The organism is Moraxella osloensis (assembly GCF_001553955.1).
GTDB classification, from domain to species: Bacteria; Pseudomonadota; Gammaproteobacteria; order Pseudomonadales; family Moraxellaceae; genus Faucicola; species Faucicola osloensis.
In genome coordinates this window covers 1,886,420-1,905,871 of the sequence record NZ_CP014234.1, presented here as the reverse complement: position 1 = coordinate 1,905,871, position 19,452 = coordinate 1,886,420, and the positions used below count along the sequence as shown (strand labels likewise).

17 protein-coding genes are annotated in these 19,452 nt (G+C 43.5%); 3 read left to right on the top strand and 14 right to left on the bottom strand.

The window, feature by feature from the left end; genetic code table 11:
* Positions 1–188 precede the first annotated feature (188 nt).
* The gene (phoR, locus tag AXE82_RS08385) at positions 189–1,496 is read left to right on the top strand and encodes a phosphate regulon sensor histidine kinase PhoR (RefSeq protein ID WP_227713363.1); all 1,308 of its coding nucleotides are present in this window, start codon (positions 189–191) and stop codon (positions 1,494–1,496) included.
* On the opposite strand, the gene AXE82_RS08380 is transcribed toward phoR, so the two are convergent.
* The 5 genes from AXE82_RS08380 to AXE82_RS08360 all read right to left on the bottom strand — a co-directional run bounded on the left by AXE82_RS08380 (position 1,471) and on the right by AXE82_RS08360 (position 7,985).
* Complete coding sequence (locus AXE82_RS08380) at positions 1,471–2,820, bottom strand: D-amino acid dehydrogenase (RefSeq protein WP_062333603.1); 1,350 nt, start codon at positions 2,818–2,820, stop codon at positions 1,471–1,473. The genes phoR and AXE82_RS08380 overlap by 26 nt on opposite strands.
* 155 nt (positions 2,821–2,975) lie before the next feature.
* Positions 2,976–3,407 carry a large conductance mechanosensitive channel protein MscL gene (gene mscL / locus AXE82_RS08375; RefSeq protein WP_062333600.1) on the bottom strand — a complete coding sequence of 144 codons (432 nt, stop codon included), beginning with the start codon at positions 3,405–3,407 and terminating at the stop codon, positions 2,976–2,978.
* 193 nt (positions 3,408–3,600) lie between these two features.
* Positions 3,601–5,439 (bottom strand): translational GTPase TypA, encoded by a 1,839-nt coding sequence (gene typA, locus AXE82_RS08370; RefSeq protein ID WP_062333597.1) that lies wholly within the window; start codon positions 5,437–5,439, stop codon positions 3,601–3,603.
* Positions 5,440–5,569: 130 nt separating this feature from the next.
* Entirely contained in the window at positions 5,570–6,673 is a 1,104-nt protein-coding gene (locus tag AXE82_RS08365; RefSeq protein ID WP_062333595.1) for an RNA-guided endonuclease InsQ/TnpB family protein, read from the bottom strand.
* 154 nt (positions 6,674–6,827) lie between these two features.
* Complete coding sequence (locus AXE82_RS08360; protein ID WP_062333593.1) at positions 6,828–7,985, bottom strand: OmpA family protein; 1,158 nt, start codon at positions 7,983–7,985, stop codon at positions 6,828–6,830.
* Between the two features lie 639 nt (positions 7,986–8,624).
* Here AXE82_RS08360 and AXE82_RS08355 point away from each other — a divergent pair.
* Positions 8,625–9,227 carry a pilus assembly FimT family protein gene (locus tag AXE82_RS08355; protein WP_150114642.1) on the top strand — a complete coding sequence of 201 codons (603 nt, stop codon included), beginning with the start codon at positions 8,625–8,627 and terminating at the stop codon, positions 9,225–9,227.
* Between the two features lie 3 nt (positions 9,228–9,230).
* Here the strand turns inward: AXE82_RS08355 and pdxJ are convergent, their stop codons facing one another.
* The 8 genes from pdxJ to AXE82_RS08315 form a co-directional block, all read right to left on the bottom strand.
* Complete coding sequence (gene pdxJ / locus AXE82_RS08350) at positions 9,231–9,980, bottom strand: pyridoxine 5'-phosphate synthase (protein WP_062333587.1); 750 nt, start codon at positions 9,978–9,980, stop codon at positions 9,231–9,233.
* Positions 9,981–10,019: 39 nt separating this feature from the next.
* Positions 10,020–10,775 carry a DNA repair protein RecO gene (gene recO, locus AXE82_RS08345; protein WP_062333584.1) on the bottom strand — a complete coding sequence of 252 codons (756 nt, stop codon included), beginning with the start codon at positions 10,773–10,775 and terminating at the stop codon, positions 10,020–10,022.
* A 13-nt stretch (positions 10,776–10,788) separates the two neighbouring features.
* Positions 10,789–11,838 (bottom strand): GTPase Era, encoded by a 1,050-nt coding sequence (gene era / locus AXE82_RS08340; RefSeq protein ID WP_062333580.1) that lies wholly within the window; start codon positions 11,836–11,838, stop codon positions 10,789–10,791.
* Between the two features lie 115 nt (positions 11,839–11,953).
* Positions 11,954–12,739, bottom strand: a complete 786-nt coding sequence (rnc, locus tag AXE82_RS08335) for a ribonuclease III (protein ID WP_062333578.1) — start codon at positions 12,737–12,739, stop codon at positions 11,954–11,956.
* A 93-nt stretch (positions 12,740–12,832) separates the two neighbouring features.
* Positions 12,833–13,225 (bottom strand): DUF4845 domain-containing protein, encoded by a 393-nt coding sequence (locus AXE82_RS08330; protein ID WP_062333575.1) that lies wholly within the window; start codon positions 13,223–13,225, stop codon positions 12,833–12,835.
* A 107-nt stretch (positions 13,226–13,332) separates the two neighbouring features.
* Complete coding sequence (lepB, locus tag AXE82_RS08325; protein WP_062333571.1) at positions 13,333–14,238, bottom strand: signal peptidase I; 906 nt, start codon at positions 14,236–14,238, stop codon at positions 13,333–13,335.
* An 8-nt stretch (positions 14,239–14,246) separates the two neighbouring features.
* Positions 14,247–16,052: a translation elongation factor 4 gene (gene lepA / locus AXE82_RS08320; protein ID WP_062333568.1), complete on the bottom strand. Its 1,806-nt coding sequence runs from the start codon at positions 16,050–16,052 to the stop codon at positions 14,247–14,249.
* Positions 16,053–16,241: 189 nt separating this feature from the next.
* A complete protein-coding gene (locus AXE82_RS08315; RefSeq protein WP_062333565.1) occupies positions 16,242–16,607 on the bottom strand; it encodes a zinc ribbon domain-containing protein YjdM in 366 nt (121 codons plus the stop codon).
* Between the two features lie 227 nt (positions 16,608–16,834).
* Here AXE82_RS08315 and ygfZ point away from each other — a divergent pair, with 227 nt between their 5' ends.
* Positions 16,835–17,563, top strand: a complete 729-nt coding sequence (ygfZ, locus tag AXE82_RS08310) for a CAF17-like 4Fe-4S cluster assembly/insertion protein YgfZ (RefSeq protein WP_062334893.1) — start codon at positions 16,835–16,837, stop codon at positions 17,561–17,563.
* Between the two features lie 170 nt (positions 17,564–17,733).
* Here the strand turns inward: ygfZ and AXE82_RS08305 are convergent, their stop codons facing one another.
* Positions 17,734–19,086, bottom strand: a complete 1,353-nt coding sequence (locus AXE82_RS08305; protein WP_082741443.1) for a BaiN/RdsA family NAD(P)/FAD-dependent oxidoreductase — start codon at positions 19,084–19,086, stop codon at positions 17,734–17,736.
* Positions 19,087–19,452: the final 366 nt, after the last annotated feature.

The window sequence follows — 19,452 nt, the reverse complement described above, 5'->3', positions numbered from 1 at the left end:
AAATTGTGCAGATAATATTGGAATATTGTCAAACAATTTAACGCAGTTTTGCCAGATTTAGGCATTTTTAGGCCATTAAAAATACTTTGTTCCGAATTAGGGACACGCCCTAATTGCATTGAAATTTTTGCCAACTTATCCCAACTTCGTTATAGTAAGCTTTCTCAATGGATGCTAGAAAAATTAATATGTGGGCGAGCATTTCACCCGTCGTGACAGCTGGGGTTGCCGGGCTGTTGATTGGCGGGCTATTAGGGTTTTGGGGTTGGGGACTGGCGATAGGGCTGTGCCTCTATCAGCTATATTTTTTATGGTCGATACAACGCTTTAAAGCATGGTATAACAAAAATCCCGATGAGCTACCGCCTGCATTTGAGCCCAACCTTAATGTCATCGCCAGTAATATCTACCAAGTCAATCGCCAAGAGAAATTGGCACATCAGCAAACCGTTTCTCTGGTGCAAAAAGTGCGCGACTCGCTAAGCGCATTGCAAGACTCGATTATGCTGATTGATAAAAACGACTGTATCGAATGGTGGAACAACTCTGCCGAGCGGCTTTTTCATTTTAAAGCGCCCGACCAAGGTCGCAATGTGTTGACCATTATTCGCAACCCGCTTTTTCATCAATATTATCACCACATTGAAGACTATCCCGATGGCGTGCGTATCCACAGCCCCTCTAATATCGAGCGCTATGTGCAGTGCAAGATTACCAAATTTGGGCAAGAAAAATTACTGCTGATTTATGATGTCACCCGTTTTCAGCACTTAGAACAGATGCGAAAAGACTTTGTGGCAAATGTTTCGCATGAACTTCGCACGCCGCTTACCGTCATCATGGGGTATGTGGAGACTTTGAGTGAACAGCCTGATTTAGATCCGCGTATTGCTCGCGCGTTTACTCAGATGATGCAGCAAAGTCAGCGCATGAATAACATCATCAATGACTTATTGTTATTATCTCGCTTAGAGAACGATGAAAAACCCACTGAGCCAAAAGACATTGATATTCCTAAAATGCTAATGCAATTGTTTGACGATGCACAGATGTACAACAAATCATACGACCATATGATTCATTTGCACATCGACAGCACGTTACATATTTTGGGTTATGAAGATTATCTGCGAAGTGCGCTCAGTAACCTGATTACCAATGCCATGAAATACACCCCAAAAGGTGGTGAGATTAGTATTAGTTGGTATGAGTGTGACGCGGGGGTATGTTTTAGCGTGACCGACAATGGCATTGGCATCGAGCAGCGCCATATTCAGCGCTTAACCGAGCGTTTTTATCGCGTGGACACGGGTCGAAGCCGTGACACAGGGGGTACCGGTTTGGGGCTAGCAATTGTCAAGCATGTCTTGTATCAGCACCATGCCACCTTGGATATCACCTCCACAGTTGGCAAAGGCTCGACCTTCACTGTCACCTTTCCAAAATCTGCCAGTATCCCAACCCAATCCCTTAATCCTGCAAGCCCACAAAGTTAAAATTTACTTGTGGCTGACGCCCTTGCATGATATCAGCAATCGCTTTTGCTGAGCCGTTCGAGTGCGTCCAGCCCAAAGTACCATGTCCGGTGTTGAGATACAAATTATCAATACGTCCTTGACGATTGACCGCGCGACCGATAATCGGCACATTTGACGGTGTCATCGGTCGCAGCCCTGTCCAATAATTTGGCTGGGTCAAATCTACCGCATCCCCAAACACCGCTCTCACCCGCCGCGTAATCGCTTGGCAACGAACGGGATTAAGCTCAAGGTTAAACCCGTTAAATTCAGCCGTTCCTGCTACTCGCAAGCGATCGCCTAAACGCGAGTACACCAGCTTAAACTCATCATCAATCAAGCTTACATAAGGTGTCTCATCGGGTCGCAACACGGGGTACGTGGCTGAATAGCCTTTGGCAGGATAGATGGGTAGATTGATACCCAATGCTTTGACTAAAGCAGGACTATAACTCCCTAACGCCAGTACATACGCATCGGCGGACAGTATCTGTGACTGCGCTGGCAAAGCCGCATTATCTTTGCTATCAACGGAGATTACTTCCACACCGGCAATGTGTTGGTTATGATAAACAAGTCGTTTGATCGCAGTATTAAATAAAAATGTTACCCCTTGCTGTTGACAAAGTGCTGCCAAGCGGTGGGTGAATTTTTGGGCATCCCCTGATTCATCAAGTGCGGTATAAGTCGCCCCAACCAATTCTTTGCCAATACCAGTTAACGCAGGCTCTAATTCTATCGCTTTATGCACACTAATCACTTGCCGATCACAGCCCAATTGCTGCATCCGTTTAGTGGGTGCTATCGCTGCTTGAAACTCAGCATGATCGGTATAAAAATGCATAATACCGCGTGTTAGACAGTCGTAATCAATGCCTGTTTGCGCCCTGACTTCCCCCAGTATCTGCCGAGAGTATAATCCTAAATTGACCATCTGCACCAAATTAGCATCGGCACTTTTCGCATTGCACTGCTGCAAAAACTGCCAACCCCATCGCCACAGCGCCATATCAGGGGCTGTATCTTGTCCCGCGTTGCCCGGCAAACCCAACAACCGACGCCAGCGAAACAACAATGGCGCATCTTCTCGAAATAACCATTTTAGCGCTTTATAGGGTGTATCAGGATTTGCCCAAGGCGTGGCATGTGATACAGATATTTGCCCACCATTGGCAAACGATGTTGACAATGCAGCGCTGCTTTCACGCTCGATTACCGTTACCTCAAACCCTGCTTGTCGTAGCTGCCAAGCAGTGGTGACACCCACCACCCCTGCACCAAGCACGATTACCTGCTTTGTCATAACTTGCCTTACTGTCGTTAGCTGATGAATATGTATAGATAAAAAAGGTAGATTGACTAGCAATCAATAAAAAGCCCCCAGTTATCATGGAGGCTTTTTTTCATTTATAAATAACATGGGCTGAAATTTTAATCTATCAGCTTTTTTACAAACCGTTATTTGCTTAATTTACTGCTGATTTCACGGAGCAATAGTACTTCTTCTGATGGTTCTGGTGCAGCCGCTTCTTGCGCTTCGCTTTGACGGCGTAGGCGGTTCATAGCTTTCACCAACATAAAGATAATAAATGCCAAAATAATAAAGTTGATTAAGATGGTGATAAAATTACCATATGCAAACACAGGCACGCCCGCTTTTTTGAGCGCATCATACGTCATGGCGGTGCCTGCAGGTACATCACCTAACACCATAAACATATTGGTAAAGTCGATTTTGCCGCCCATAATCGCAGAGATAATCGGCATAATAATATCTTCTACCAATGACGTCGTAATTTTACCAAATGCGCCACCGATGATGACACCCACTGCCAAATCCATCACGTTACCTTTGAGGGCAAACTCCTTAAATTCTGACATCATACTCATATAACTTCTCCTAATTTAAAAATAATTGCTACAATCGTTGACTAAAAAACCCTTATTATCATAAGGAATTGTGTAAAATTTCAAACCTTTGCTTTGCAAGCGTGTAGATTAAATTAAAAAAGCTTGTAACAGGTACAAGCTTTTTGTAAATAAATGTTAGGCTTTTTCAAAATTTTATAGCTTAAATCTGCTATTATTTACGACCGTTACGTTTACGTTCATTCTCAGTCAAGTATTTTTTGCGTAGACGAATTGATTTTGGTGTCACTTCAACCAGCTCATCATCTTCAATAAATTCAAGCGCTTGTTCAAGGGTAAAAATGATTGGCGGCGTTAAAATAATCGCATCATCGGTACCACTGGCGCGCACGTTCGTCAACTGTTTTGCTTTGGTTGGATTGACTACCATGTCATCGCTACGTGAGTTTTGACCAACAATCATGCCTTCATATACTTCAGTTTGTGGTGATACAAACATACGACCGCGTTCTTGAAGGTTAAATAGCGCATATCCCAATACCGTACCATTCACCATAGAAATCAACACCCCATTTTGGCGTTTTGCCACATCGCCTGTTTTGACAGGACCATAATGTGAGAAACTTGAAGTCATGATACCGGTACCTGAGGTAATGGTTAAGAACTCAGAGCGAAAACCAATCAAACCACGTGACGGTACTATCGCTTCAATACGGATACGACCTTTGCCGTCAACTTCCATATTGGTCAATTCGCCTTTACGGTAGCCCATTTGCTCCATTACCGCGCCTTGGTGCTGTTCTTCAACGTCAAAAATCACATTTTCAAAGGGTTCTTGTTTCTCACCATCGATTTCACGAACAATTACTTCTGGACGTGACACACCGAGCTCAAAACCTTCACGGCGCATATTCTCAATCAATACAGATAAATGAAGTTCCCCACGACCTGAGACTTTAAATTTATCAGGACTGTCGGTATCTTCTACGCGAAGTGCCACGTTATGAATTAACTCACGTTCTAGGCGTTCACGAATATTGCGCGACGTCACGAATTTACCTTCTTTACCCGCAAACGGTGAGTTGTTCACTTGGAAAGTCATCGATACGGTTGGCTCATCGACACTTAGCGGTGGTAAGGCTTCTACGTTTTGTGGATCACAGATAGTATCAGAAATATTTAACGCATCGATACCCGTGATACAGACGATATCACCTGCCTGCGCCATAGGTACTTCGATACGTTCAAGACCATGGTAACCCATGATTTGTAGGATACGGCCGTTACGTTTATTACCTTCTTTATCAACAATCGTTACAGGCGTATTGGTTTTAACCGAGCCACGCTGAATACGACCAATACCAATCAAACCTTTGAAGTTATCATAATCAAGGCTTGAAATCTGCATACGGAATGGACCGTCCGTATCCACCTGTGGTGGCTCAACAACATTAACGATGGTTTCAAACAATGGCTGCATATCTTCTGCAAGCTCGTCAGGCGATAACCCTGCAATACCATTCATGGCAGAGGTATAAACGATGGGAAAATCTAGCTGCTCATCTGTCGCACCCAAATTATCAAACAAATCAAACACCTGATCCATGACCCAGTCTGGACGTGCGCTTGGTTTGTCAATTTTATTAATCACCACGATTGGCTTTAAGCCACGGGCAAATGCTTTTGAGGTCACAAAACGGGTTTGTGGCATAGGACCATCAACGGCATCAACTAATAACAACACACAGTCAACCATCGACATCACGCGTTCAACTTCACCACCGAAGTCGGCGTGACCGGGGGTGTCGACGATGTTAATACGGTATTCAACGCCGTCTTTAGGATTGGTCCATTTGATCGCCGTGTTTTTGGCTAAAATGGTAATACCACGCTCTTGCTCTAATGCGTTAGAGTCCATGACGCGTTCAACTTCTGCGGCACGCTCACCAAAAGTACCTGATTGTTGTAACAGTTTATCGACTAGAGTAGTTTTACCATGGTCAACGTGGGCAATAATCGCAATATTGCGAAGATTTTTGATTGAATCTGACATAAAAAAATAGCTCTTGAAAATTCGGCTAGGAAGGGAAATTAAAACACGCGGTAGTATAACATCTTATCGTTAAAAATAGATTAAATTTATCTAAGTTGAGTTTATAGCTGATATTGACTTCCTCCCCTCCCTATCGTTCGGGGATTCCTTCTGCAAGACGGTTAAGCCCAACCGCAAGAATGTTCCGACTGGCGTTAATATCTCTATCATGCCGTGTGCCACACGTTGCACAAGTCCATTCTCTTATTCGCAAACCTGCTCTACCGCTCAAGCTACTGGACATATCGCCACAGCACGAGCAAGTTTGGGTAGTGTATTTCTCATTCACGATTTCAAAACGACAACCTGCGTTCTCGCACTTATAGGTCAGTTGTCGTTTGAGTTCAAACCAGCCTGCATCGTAAACCGATTTGGCTAGTTTGCCTTTTTTACTGTTAAATTGGGTAGTTCTAACATCACCTACCACGATTAGGGCATTGTCTTTGACTAATTGGGTGGTGAATTTGTGGATTAGGTCTTGGCGTGTGTTTTTGATTTTGGCATGGATTGCCTTGACACGCTGTTTGTTTTTGGCACGTTGGGCGGTGGCTAACGCTTTGGCATATTTGAGCGTTTGCTTGATTTGTAGTTTGTCGCCATTTGAGGCGGTGGCACTGTCTTTTAAACCTAAGTCAACGCCAATGCTACCTGTACCGCATGATTGTTTGGGGTAGTCTTTGACGGTGATACAGGCATACCAACGGTTACGGCTGTCTTGGACGATTTCTAGTGTGTTAATTTGATATAGGCTAAGGTTGTAGCTGTCCCATAGGTCAATGACTAGTTTTTGTCCTTTGGCTAAACTAAGCTGTAAGGTGGATTTTAAGCCCTTTTTGCCTGTTTGGTGCGTGGTAATGTGCTTAATAGCCGATTGTTTGAATGGTAGCCAACCCAAGCTTTTACGCTTTGATGTTGGGTTGTTGGTTCGCCATGACAATTTAGCTTTTTTGAATTGTTTTCTAGCTTTGGCATGGGTTTCATTGATTGCCTGAATAGTCTGACTATGCAAGCCTAGTAATTCACCGCTACCTTTGGTGTATTCGTTCAAATCATAAGCTGAAAAGAATTTACCAGTCTTTTGCAGATGCTTGTAACTCAAGTCATTCACATAGTTCCATACGAAATTAACTGCACCGCTTAGATGGTTAAGCTTTGCTATATGTTTATCTCGTATGCGTAGCTTGAGTGTTTTCATGGGGTTAGTTTAACACATTTAGTGAATTTCTGTGTATAAGCATAGTTTCGGAGTTGCCTTATATCCACCGCCTAAAGTCGGTGGTTTTACGGCAACGGAGGATAAAAATAAAAAAAGCTACCAACGAGGGTAGCTTTTTTTATTTAATAACTAATTATTGTACGTTCATGTCTTTAGTTTGAACAGTTGTGCCAGATTTGTTACCAGTGATGATAGCATATACACGGCGGTTCATTGCACGACCTTCCGCAGTGTTATTGTCTGCGATTGGGCGGTCATAACCGTAACCCACTGTGCTAATACGTTGTGGTGCAACACCAAACTGGTTAACTAACATTGATTTAACCGCATTTGCACGTGCTTCAGACAAACGTTGGTTGTAACGCGCAGAAGGACCAGTTTTTGAAGCGTGACCTTCAATTAAAGCTGTTGAATTTGGATATTCATGCATTTTTTCAGCAACTTTTTGGATTTCTGGTTTGTACTGATCTTTGATGACAGTTTTGTCATTGTCAAAGAATACACGTAATTCCATACGCAACGCATCGTCAATTGCGATTTCAATTGGGCAACCATCAGCATCTACAACAACATTTAATGGCGTGCCTGGGCATTTGTCAACGCTATTTGGTACGCCATCTTGGTCGTCATCACCATCAGTCACAATGAATGGTTCAACAGGGGTAGGCTCAACTACTGGTGCTGCTGGTGCCAAGTGACCACCTAGAACCACGTTAAGACCTGCTAACGCTAGACCTTCCCACCAACCGTGATCGAAGTTATAAATCGCACGACCTTCACCACGTAAGCTTAATGCATCATTGATACGGTAGTAAGCACCAAGACCTAAGTTACCAATTGTGTCTTTAGAAGTTGCTTTGCTGCCATCATCAAATGCCATTGAGGTTTTTGATTGACCTGCACCGATTAACACATATGGCTTAAATGGGCTGTTAGTGTAGCCACTAAAGGTTTCAGTACCGATAGTAAAGTTACCTGAGTATGATTTTTGTTCAAACTTATGTCCGTTAACTTTATCGCCGTTGCCATTTAATGCGTCAGAATCAGTTTCACCGTACTCTAATTCAAGTGCGATAGTAGGTGTCAATTCGATACCGATACCTGCACCAGTGTACAAGTCGTTACGTTGATGAGTACCTGCGAATTGCTCACCTTGTTTATCTTCAGTTTTGCTGATACCGTCTACATAATGATAACCTAGTAGTAAAGGTGTAACAGTAACGCCTGCGTTAGCGGCTACTGGCATAACAGCTGCAGCAACAACTGCTAGAGCGATTTTATTTAGCTTCATAGAAGTCCTCCAAAGGATTGGCTCATTTTAAATTAAAATAACATGACAGTTAATTCACAAAATAACACATCAAAACACATGCCATTTATGAACTTGTTAAATATAGCTTAACGCCTAAAAATTGTGTTTACAACTCTTTTTTTTACATTGCTACACAATATTACACGAATATCACAATATGTTATCTTTTTATTTTTTAGTAGCTGAGCTTATTAATAACGCTCGATACTAAGAATTCAACAACTATCATGATTCGATATTACACATCAAAACTATACACTTATCTTGAGAAGGATTTTAATACAGTCTATTTAAATTTACCATATCTTAAATTCATACTGTCACTAAATGATACATTCTAGTCACATTCACTTACTAAATAAAGGAGACATTTACGTTACAGTCACAACATTTTTTTCTTAATAATGTTTTAGAACCAGTAACAATAGGTATTTGAACATTTAAACCCATCTTAGCCTGTGAAAACCTTACTATGTAGAATAGACATTCCATTCCCTGATAACTTCAGTCGTTTAGTCGCTTTCATTCACTTTTTAGCCACCAGCCTTACCTTATAGTTCAATATTTGTTTGTTAATTCTTTTAAACTCTATATAATAATGAACTAAAGTCGTTTATTGTGTTATCCCATCATCACTTAACTGGTAGCTTTAATAGAATGAATAATGCAAAAACCAACGTGTTCTCAATAAAAAGACAGGGATTTACTTTGATTGAAACAGTCGTTGTTTTGGCTGTTTTATCCATCATTGTGGCGATGGCTTCGATTACTATTATTAACAGTTTAAAGCAAATGGAAGCAAAAAACGTTGCTTCAAGTTTAATGAATTTTTTAAGCAGGGCAAAACAAGAGGCGCTAATTTATCAAAACCCTGTCGTCGCCTGTGTCGCTAGTGATAGCTTGGCTTGCGTGAAAACTGGCGGTCATCAGCTAATTAGCTTTATCGATAAAAATAACAATAACAGCTATGAGGCAGCGGTAGACAAACTCAATCATAAGCTTACGTTAGATTTATCCTGGGGTGTGCTTACGGCAAATATCTCGCTGAATAATAACTACATTATTTTTAAGCCAGAAAACGCTAGACCCATTGGTTATATGGGCAATATTCAATACTGCCCTTTAGATGGTAAGGTCGATAATCGACTAAGGGTAAGTTTTAGTAAAACAGGCATTATTAAATATAAGCCCTACTCAGTTGAACAGTTTAACTGCCCCTAACAGCTAGGCTTTTGCGGTAAATGCTTTTCTCATTGCGCCAACCGCTTGGCTAAGTCCCATAAACACACTGTCTGCAATAATGGCATGACCGATGTTTAGTTCATGGATGCCAGCTATACTAGCAATGGGTGCAACGTTGTCACGGGTAAGACCATGCCCCGCATTGACCAGTAAGCTTGCTTTTGCCTGGTGGGCATGAGTCACGGCTGTTTTGATACGGGTGATTTCATCGCTAATTTTAACTTGATCTTGTTGCAACCAATAATCCGCATAGGCGCCTGTGTGTAGTTCAATGGCATCTGCCCCAAGCGCAATGCTTTTATCAATTTGCGCCAACTCTGGATCAATGAATAATGATACTTGAGTGCCGACTTGATGTAACTGTTGAATCGCGCGGGCTATTTTTTGCTGATTGCCAATCACATCAAGCCCGCCTTCGGTGGTCAGTTCTTGGCGTTTTTCAGGGACAAAGCACACCCAAGCTGGCTTAACATCACAGGCTATTGCAACCATCTCGTCAGTCACCGCCATTTCAAGGTTCATACGCGTGGTTATGACTTTGGCAAGCCGATAAACATCATCATCTTGAATGTGACGACGATCTTCACGCAAATGCAGCGTGATACCATCCGCCCCTGCCTGCTCACAAATTAACGCCCCTGCCACAGGATCGGGATACGCCACACCGCGCGCTTGACGCAGGGTTGCAATGTGGTCGATATTGACACCGAGTAAGGGTTGATTGCTGGTCATGATATGCCCTATTTTGTCTATGATTGATAGTAGGTAAGCTTATTGATATTGGGTAAGCTGCTGCCAAAGTTCTCGGCTTTGCAAGGTTTGATAATTGAGTAAATTATCCATCAAATGTCGGTGCATGGCACTGATGCTATTGACCAATTGTTTGGCTAAATCAAAATCTTGTTGCATCATTTGGTTAAAGCGCGTTTCATCTAGCAAACATTGATACCAAATTAGCAGCTGCTCACCTGTTAATGACATGTCAGGTTTATCCAAGGGTAAAACTGGCATAAATCCCTGCTGTAGCTGGTATTGATAACGCTGCGACGGGGCTATTAAATCCCCTAGCGCATCTTTAGCAAAATCGAACCCATAGCCTAATTGTTCAAACAATACATTTTCAAAGCGCCTTAAATGCCACTTTAAACGGGTCATGTCATGTGGCGATTGCGCTGGCTCGACAAACAGCGTTGCCATGTTTGCAACGCACTGCTGATACGCTTGCCATATCTCAGCAAACGGCTCTTCGACAGGCAATAGCTTTTGCAAAATCTCATTGAGATACATGCCTGCATACAGGCTTTGTCCTGTGAGCGTAATGTGATTTTGCAAAATTTGGCTTTGACTAAAGGTTTTTAGGCTGTTTTTACCATTGCCAAAAAATTGTATGGGGACAAATAGCGGTAAGTTTTTTTTACCGATACCATGTACTACGCCCCATTCTTCACTAAACAGGTAAACCAAACTACGGCTTTCACCATACGGTTTTTGGTGCAAAATATAACCTGTTAGCAGTTGATTGCGCATAGTAGCTTATAGCCTAGTAGCCCAAACTCGTTAGCGCACGCTCATCATCTGACCAGCCTTTTTTGACTTTGACCCACAGCGTTAGCATCACTTTTTTATCAAACATTTTTTCCATGTCTTGGCGCGCTTCGATGCCGATTTGTTTGATTTTTTCGCCTTTATCACCGATGACAATCACCTTTTGACCTTGACGCTCGACAAAAATCGTGGCATCGATAAAGGTCACGGCTTTACGCCATTTGCCTGTTTTTGGGTCTTGATGCGCAGGCTCATCCTTGAAGGTATCGATTTGTACGGTTAAATCGTAAGGAATCTCATCGCCCGATGCCCGCATCACTTTTTCACGAATGATTTCACTGGCTAAAAAGCGTTCTGAACGGTCAGTGACTTGCTCTGCATCATAGATGGGCGCTGCAATCGGTAAATGCTTACCGATGACTCGTACTAGCTCATCTAAGTTATGCGCACGTAATGCAGATACGGGCACAATATCGCTGAATACTTGGGTGTCATGCAGTTTTTGTAGTAGCGCAAACAGCTGAGCTTCGTCCTTAATGGTGTCACTTTTATTAATCACTGCAATCACAGGGACACCCAAATTTTGCACTTTGGCAAACACCAGCTCATCATCTTCCACCCATTTTAGGCTATCAATCACAAACAATACCGCATCAACATCTGCCAAAGCCGAGGTTGCGGCTTTATTCATACGCTCATTGATAGCGCGCACTTCGCGGCTATGAATACCTGGGGTATCAACAAAAATTGCTTGTAGTTGCTCGTTGGTCAAAATCCCCATAATGCGATGGCGGGTGGTTTGGGGCTTTCGCGAGGTAATGGACAATTTTTGACCCAACACATGGTTCATCAATGTTGATTTACCCACGTTTGGACGTCCGACAATGGCTACATACCCCGTGCGAAAATCCACCGCACGCGCGGGCGCTAATTCACTTTGCCCACTAAAAAATTGACTGATAACATCATGGTTGTTGTCCGCTGATGGATTGTTGGCAGCTGGGTCAGTGGTTGTTTGTTGGGTAGCGTCTGCTTGGTTAGACATAAAGTGGGATCTCAACATTGGTTTAAAGGGTACAAATTATTGTAGAAGAGTTTTGAGCAAATTTCAGTAAGCATTTCATCAAATTTGGGTGTTGACGCTATAGCAGGTCGGCAAATTAGCGCAGCGGGGGCAACAAATCACTGATTTTAGTCAGCATGGCTTCGGCACAGCGCTGCTCGGCAATACGGCGACTTTCCCCTTGTGCTGTGACTAACGCTTGGGTTGGGGCTATGGGTTTGGCGGTTTTATTGTCAAAAACAATGTCGACTTGGCAGCTGACCACAAAAATTTGATTGGGGGCATTGCCAATGGTTTCGACCACCTCATAGCGTGGCAGCGCAAGTTGGTGTGCTTGCAACAGCTCTTGTAAACGGCTTTTGGCATCTTTTAGCACTTTTTGTTCTTTCACTTTTTCGAACAAATCTTCAAACCATGCCAGCACACAAGCCTTAACCGTATCAAAATTTTGACTATCAAGATAAATGGCGCCAATCAAAGCTTCAACGCTATCTGCCAAGATTGAGGCGCGCTGACGACCCCCGCCTTTACGCTCGCCCACCCCTAAAATCAAATAATCCGACAAATTGAGCTGCTTTGCAATAATCACCAAGGTTTCTTCGCGCACAAGCGATGCACGTAAGCGACTGAGCCGACCTTCATTATAATCGGGATAGCGCAAAAATAAGGCTTCTGCGATGATCACACCGAGCAATGCATCTCCCAAGAACTCTAATCGCTCATAATTGTGTTCGCTATCAAATGAGCGATGCATGAGTGCCATAATGGGTAAATTCACATTATCGAACTGATAACCCATTTCATAAAACAGCGCGGTTAATTGACGCACTTGTGGCGGTAGTTTTTTGAGATTAAAGGTGGGAATAGTGATTGGTAAATTCATCTGCTTCAAATTGTTAGAAAAGTATTCGCCATTTAAATTATCACATGGCTAGCATTTACTTAAGATTGGGGCTACAAGTTCAATAACTAATAACTATTGCTTGGCGACTTTGGCATCTTCTGCGCTAATGGTATCTTCAAAGCGATTGACGATATCGACGTTACCAAAAAAGTTGTTTGCTTCATCGTATTTTAGTTTTACTGACATCGCACCTGGCGTATTATCCACCACTTCCACGACGTCCTCTGCCTTTTGGCTAACACCGTTGATATGCCATTGAGAATTGACATTACCTAAAAACTCTTTGACGCTCTCTTTATTGTCATTGGACTTTTTAAGTTGCAATGCCAACGATTTTTTGAGTTGGTAGTGACCGACTTGGGCAGGGATAATGGATAAAACGAGTTTGGCACACACGACGATGAGTACAATCATAATCACGATACCCGTGACGCTGGCGCCGCGCTGATGACTTGGTAGGTTCATGCCGTATTCTCCTTTGACCATCGCTCAAGATAGGTTAATGTAAGCTTTAGTTAATTCAATATTCTCAGTAATAAAGGCTTTGAGATGCAATTTTTTAAAGTAAGCGGTTAGTGTATTGCGCCATTGCGATTAAAGGTGGGTAGACTGAGCCCACTGGCTTTGTGCGTCCACACATACACGGCTTTACCCGCTAGGTTCTCATCAGGTACAAACCCCCAAAAACGACTATCAGCACTGCGATCACGGTTATCGCCCATCACAAAATAGTGTCCTTTAGGCACTGTTAGTTGCCATTGTTGACCTTGGCTCGCCATCAATTGAGGTGAGACTTGCTGCAAAAAGCTGGCATATTGAAACCAATTTTTGTCACCCAAATAGCGCACCAAATGTTGATGATTACTACTGGGAGATTCTTGCAAATACCGGGCTGTTTGTTCTTCTTGATTGCCCAGTTGCGCTGCTTGCTCAGCTGTCACAACCTCACCGGTCTCAGTTTTACCTGGCGGATAGAGCTGCGCTGTCATCTTAGGGTCAGGGGTAAAGTTTGCTGGCGTGGTCGGAATCGCTTTGCCATTGACGCTTAACTGCCCGTTGTTAAAGCTCACCGTATCCCCACCCACGCCAATCACCCGCTTGATATAATATTGCTTTGGATTTAATGGAAATCGAAACACAACGACATCACCATGCTGTGGCGCGCCCAAATCAAGCACCTTGGTATTGACCAGTGGCAAACGGATACCATACGCGTATTTATTGACCGCAATAAAATCGCCCGTATATAAGGTGGGCACCATGGACGATGATGGAATATTAAATGGCTCAATCAAAAACGAGCGCACCACCAAGACGATGGCTAAAATCGGGAAAAAATCATACGCCCATCGCACCGGCGCAGTCGATTTCTCCAATCCTTTGCTTTGCTTTTGCTTTAGCACCAATTTATCCAGTAGCCAAATAGCGCCCAAAATCAAGGTCGCAGGGACAAGAATCAAATTAAAATCAAAATCCATACTTGCCTCTACGACTGGTTATCCACTTTTAATACCGCCAAAAACGCTTCTTGTGGAATCTCAACACGTCCCACTTGCTTCATGCGTTTTTTACCTTCTTTTTGCTTTGACAGTAGTTTTTTCTTACGTGACACGTCACCGCCATAACATTTGGCAAGTACGTCTTTACGCATGGCTTTGACAGTGCTGCGGGCAATGATTTGGCTACCAATTGCCGCTTGAATTGCCACATCAAACATTTGGCGCGGAATCAATTCTTTCATTTTTTCAACCAGCTGATTACCGCGATAGCGCGCTTGCTCAGCATGACAAATCATCGCCAGCGCATCAACTTTTTCGCCATTAATCAGCACATCCACCCGCACCAGTTTATCTGTTTGAAAGCGCTCAAAACCGTAATCAAGTGACGCAAAGCCACGTGACACTGATTTTAGACGGTCAAAAAAGTCCATGACCACTTCGCCCATCGGAATATCAAAGGTCAACTGCACTTGCTGCCCCATAAACTTCATATCAACTTGGATACCACGACGCTCGATACATAATGTCATCACGTTACCCAGATAATCGGGTGGTACCAGAATGTGACAGCGCGCAATCGGCTCACGAAACTCATCAATCAGACCTGGGTCAGGCATTTTTGATGGGTTATCGATTTGGATAATCTCACCACTCCGTTTTTTGATTTCGTAGATAACGGTCGGTGCCGTGGTAATCAAATCTAAATCGTATTCACGCTCAAGACGTTCTTGGATGATTTCCATATGCAGCATCCCCAAGAAACCACAGCGAAAACCAAACCCAAGTGCATCAGAGGTATCAGGCTCAAAAAACAACGCAGCGTCATTGACTTGCAGTTTTTGTAGCGCTTCACGAAACGCCTCAAAGTCACTCGAATCGACAGGGAACATACCGGCATAGACTTGCGGCTTGACCTTTTTAAACCCTGGTATGCTATCGACATCTGGGGTTTTGGCAAGGGTAATGGTATCACCCACAGGCGCACCGCCAATGTCTTTGATACCGGCAATCACAAACCCCACTTCGCCGGCTTCTAAGATATTGGTCTCAAACGATTTTGGGGTAAATACCCCAATTGACGTCACAATATGGGTGCCTTTGGTCGATTTGATATGGATTTTATCGTCTTTTTTGAGCGTGCCTTGACGCACACGTACCAGTGACACAACCCCAAGATAATTGTCAAACCATGAGTCAATAATTAACGCTTGCAAAGGGGCATCACGGTCGCCTTCAGGCGCGGGAATACGTTCAACAATCGCTTGTAGCAAATCATCCACCCCTACCCCTGTCTTGGCAGACACGCGCGGTGCATCCATCGCTTCAATCCCGATAATGTCTTCGATTTCTTGAATCACCCGTTCAGGATCGACTTGCGGTAAGTCAATTTTGTTGAGTACCGGTAATACTTCAAGCCCCTGCTCTATCGCGGTATAACAGTTGGCAACCGACTGCGCTTCTACGCCTTGCGCGGCATCAACCACCAGCAAAGCGCCTTCGCAAGCTGCCAGTGAACGCGACACTTCATACGAAAAATCGACGTGCCCTGGGGTATCAATAAAGTTAAACTGGTATTTGTCACCGTTTGGGTGGTTATAATACAGCGTGACAGATTGGGCTTTAATGGTAATACCGCGCTCGCGCTCAATATCCATCGAGTCAAGTACTTGCGCCTGCATTTCACGTGCTTGTAGACCCCCACACATTTGGATAATGCGGTCGGCAAGCGTGGATTTACCGTGGTCGATATGGGCAATAATAGAAAAATTACGAATATGAGATAAGGCGGTCACAATTACCTACTAACAAAAAAGTATATGATTAAATTTGTAGAAAAATAGCCTTATTGTAACGTATTTTTCTATAATCACCTACTGAATTTATTGTGACAGCTTTTGGGGGGTCATAAAAAAAGATAAGCTTTGGGTGTCACTATCTGTTGCATACCCAAAGCCCCAAACAAAGCCCAAACCCTCCCCAAACTAAGCTTTTTTGACGATGCTGGATTTGAGTTTCATCGCGCCAAAACCGTCAATTTTACAATCAATATCATGATCATCGGGCGCATCATGGAGCAGGCGAATGGATTTGACTTTGGTGCCAACTTTAATGGGCGTGCTTGCGCCTTTGACTTTTAAGTCTTTAATAACCGTCACACTATCCCCATCTTGTAACACATTGCCGACGGCATCTTTAATAATTTGTTCGCTGGCTGCTTCGGTTTCGCCCGCTTGCCATGCCTGCTGCTGTGCTTCAAAGCCACATATCGGGCAAATCAATAAATCGCCATCTTGGTACGTATAATTTTCTTTACACTTGGGGCATGGGGGACAGGCAGGTAAACTCATAGCACACGCTCAATTATCTGAAAAAAAATTTAATAGTCGTCAGGTAGTGTATTGTACGCGATAAGTCACCTCAATAATAGTAATCAGCTAGCACAGACAAACCCGCTGACAGATGACCTAGTAACAGCATTTAGTCAAGCAGAACCTAATAAAGCATGATTGCAGTCCGAGCCCAATTGTGCAAAACTTTGATTATAATTTTTTTAGCCAATAAAAAGAGAGCCACCATGACAGATTTCGTCGTCTTTGATATAACCGGTGCCGATGCCCAAAAATTCTTGCAAGGACAAGTAACCTGCAACGTCACCAAACTCAGCGATCAATTCCAAGCGACCGCGATTAGTAATCTCAAAGGGCGCGTTGCGTTGGGTATTTGGATTAGAAAAATAGCGGATGACGCTTACCAAATCGTCATCAGCCAAGACTGTGCCGATGAGTTTGCCAAGCATATCAAAAAATATGCGGCGTTCTCAAAACTCACCCTATCAGCCCCACGTGATATTTTTGCGGTTGTTGACAATGGGGTACCTAGTTTTAGCGAGTCAGACAATGGCACTGACACCGACGCTAATCGCAAAGCATGGCAAAAAGCAAGTATCGCTACAGGCAATTACTGGATTGTCAAAGCCACCGCAGGCTTGTGGCAACCCCAAGAGTTGCGTCTACACCAACAAGGCGGAGTGGACTATGATAAAGGCTGTTATTTAGGTCAAGAAATCATTGCGCGGTTATATTTTAAAGCCAGCCCAAAAGCTTGGCTCCACCGCGTAGCAGGTACCGGTGATGTACCTAATGCAGGTGAAAAAATTGGCAACGTGGATGTGGTCAATAGCATTGCCACTGACACAGGTTTTGAAGCCTTGGTCGTCGGGCGTCCCGATGATATTGCCGCCAGTAATCTGACCATTCTTGAGTTACCTCAAGCACTGCAACAACCGGTTGCGCGCCAACACTAAACACCCACCAAACTTGATTAAAATAAATGCGTTAAAATAAATGGGTTAAAATAAATGGGTTAAAATAAAAAAGGCATTTTGCTGATGCCTTTTTTTAACCGTTTTTTTAGGTTTATCAATAACTAACCCACTTCAAACCTAAACCATTTTATAGCTAAACCACTTTATACTTAAACCACTTCGCCAGCCACAAACCCGCTTGCCCAAGCCCACTGAAAATTGTAGCCACCTAGCCAACCAGTAACATCGAGCACCTCGCCGATAAAATACAAATTCGGTTGTAACTGACTTTGCATGGTTTTTGAAGAAACTTTATCAGTAGCAACGCCACCACGGGTGACTTCAGCTGTACGATAACCTTCAGTGCCTGATGGCGTCAAACGCCAAGCATTGAGCTGCTCACCGAGCTGCGCTAACTTCTCGTCTTTGATATTGGCAAGCTCAGTCTCAGCCATGTCTTGCCACAATAGACTTTGCAAAGTAGCCACCACTTTTTTAGGTAGCGCCGCCGCGCCTATGTGGTCATTTAGTACGGTTCTGATCAGCTGTTTTGGGTGCTGTTTTTTTTGCTCAGCTAAAAATGCTGCCATATCAAGGCTTGGGAATAAATTGATAAAAATCGGCTCGCCCACGTGCCAATAATTCGATAGCTGTAACATCGCAGGCCCGGATAAACCGCGATGGGTAAATAGCACGGGCAACCTAAAACTGATACGCTCGTTAAACGCAATGACCTCAAAACTAACCCCCGATAACGATTTAATCGCATCGCCAATCTTATCGGTAAAGGTAAAGGGTACGAGTCCTGCCGATGTTGGCACAATGGTATGCCCAAATTGCTGCGCTACTTGGTAACCAAAGCCTGTCGCACCCATGGTCGGAATTGACAGCCCGCCTGTGGCGACTACCAAGGATTGACAAGTTAAGATTTGCTCGCTACTTTTTTGATTGGCTTGTTGATTAGCCTGTTGATGAGGCTGTTGACTAGCTGGTTGATTGACCGTTAAAACAAACCCCGTATTATCGGGTAACGCTTGGATTTGCTGGATGGCGGTTTTTAATTGAATGGTTACTTGATTGGCGCGGCATTGGGTCAGCAGCATTTGCAAAATATCATTGGCAGAGTTATCACAAAACAGTTGTCCATGCTCACGCTCATGATAGGGAATCTGATACTGGCTAACCATGCCAATAAAATCCCAATTTAAATAGCGTGACAATGCTGATTTGCAAAAGTGCGGATTGCTACTTAAATAATGCTTGGGCTCAATGTCATAGTTGGTAAAATTACAGCGCCCACCGCCACTCATAAGGATTTTCTTGCCCGCTTTATTGGCATGATCTATTACGAGTACCCGCCGTCCGCGCTTGCCCGCTGTCAATGCACAAAATAGCCCTGATGCCCCTGCTCCGATGATGATGACATCATATGCAAAAGCGGACGGTGCGCTGGTTGACCCAGCGTGATTTTGAGCCGTGTCAATCTTTGATGAAGTATTTGGTGAAGTATGTTGTTGCTGCATAATAACCGCTATTTATTACGTAAAAGACGAAAGTGGAATCCGCTTAGAATCAAGATTTTTGCCCAAGATCTGAAAAAATATCCCTAAAATATCTTGAGTAACATTGCAAAATTTGTGATTTTTTGCCAAACTAAGGAAAAGGCACTCTAAAATCAAGGATTAGATTGTATTGCATTTTCATAGTGAGCGGACGTTTATTGATGGCTCGTTTCATGGCTCTGTTGATAGCCCGTGTTACTGCCAGCTTGTCAATGTTAGTTTATCAAGGTGAAAATGTTGTTTTTTAAGTTAAGCCCGCTACCTATTTGAGCCGTTTGTCAGTTCGTAGCCAGTTAGCGTATTACCCCACCCACCTGTCATAACAAG

Coding starts and splice junctions, on each gene's coding strand:
- phoR (WP_227713363.1), top strand. CDS start 189: ATGTGGGCGAGCATTTCACCCGTCGTGACAGCTGGGGTTGCCGGGCTG.
- AXE82_RS08380 (WP_062333603.1), bottom strand. CDS start 2,820: ATGACAAAGCAGGTAATCGTGCTTGGTGCAGGGGTGGTGGGTGTCACC.
- mscL (WP_062333600.1), bottom strand. CDS start 3,407: ATGAGTATGATGTCAGAATTTAAGGAGTTTGCCCTCAAAGGTAACGTG.
- typA (WP_062333597.1), bottom strand. CDS start 5,439: ATGTCAGATTCAATCAAAAATCTTCGCAATATTGCGATTATTGCCCAC.
- AXE82_RS08365 (WP_062333595.1), bottom strand. CDS start 6,673: ATGAAAACACTCAAGCTACGCATACGAGATAAACATATAGCAAAGCTT.
- AXE82_RS08360 (WP_062333593.1), bottom strand. CDS start 7,985: ATGAAGCTAAATAAAATCGCTCTAGCAGTTGTTGCTGCAGCTGTTATG.
- pdxJ (WP_062333587.1), bottom strand. CDS start 9,980: ATGACCAGCAATCAACCCTTACTCGGTGTCAATATCGACCACATTGCA.
- recO (WP_062333584.1), bottom strand. CDS start 10,775: ATGCGCAATCAACTGCTAACAGGTTATATTTTGCACCAAAAACCGTAT.
- era (WP_062333580.1), bottom strand. CDS start 11,838: ATGTCTAACCAAGCAGACGCTACCCAACAAACAACCACTGACCCAGCT.
- rnc (WP_062333578.1), bottom strand. CDS start 12,739: ATGAATTTACCAATCACTATTCCCACCTTTAATCTCAAAAAACTACCG.
- AXE82_RS08330 (WP_062333575.1), bottom strand. CDS start 13,225: ATGAACCTACCAAGTCATCAGCGCGGCGCCAGCGTCACGGGTATCGTG.
- lepB (WP_062333571.1), bottom strand. CDS start 14,238: ATGGATTTTGATTTTAATTTGATTCTTGTCCCTGCGACCTTGATTTTG.
- AXE82_RS08315 (WP_062333565.1), bottom strand. CDS start 16,607: ATGAGTTTACCTGCCTGTCCCCCATGCCCCAAGTGTAAAGAAAATTAT.
- ygfZ (WP_062334893.1), top strand. CDS start 16,835: ATGACAGATTTCGTCGTCTTTGATATAACCGGTGCCGATGCCCAAAAA.
- AXE82_RS08305 (WP_082741443.1), bottom strand. CDS start 19,086: ATGCAGCAACAACATACTTCACCAAATACTTCATCAAAGATTGACACG.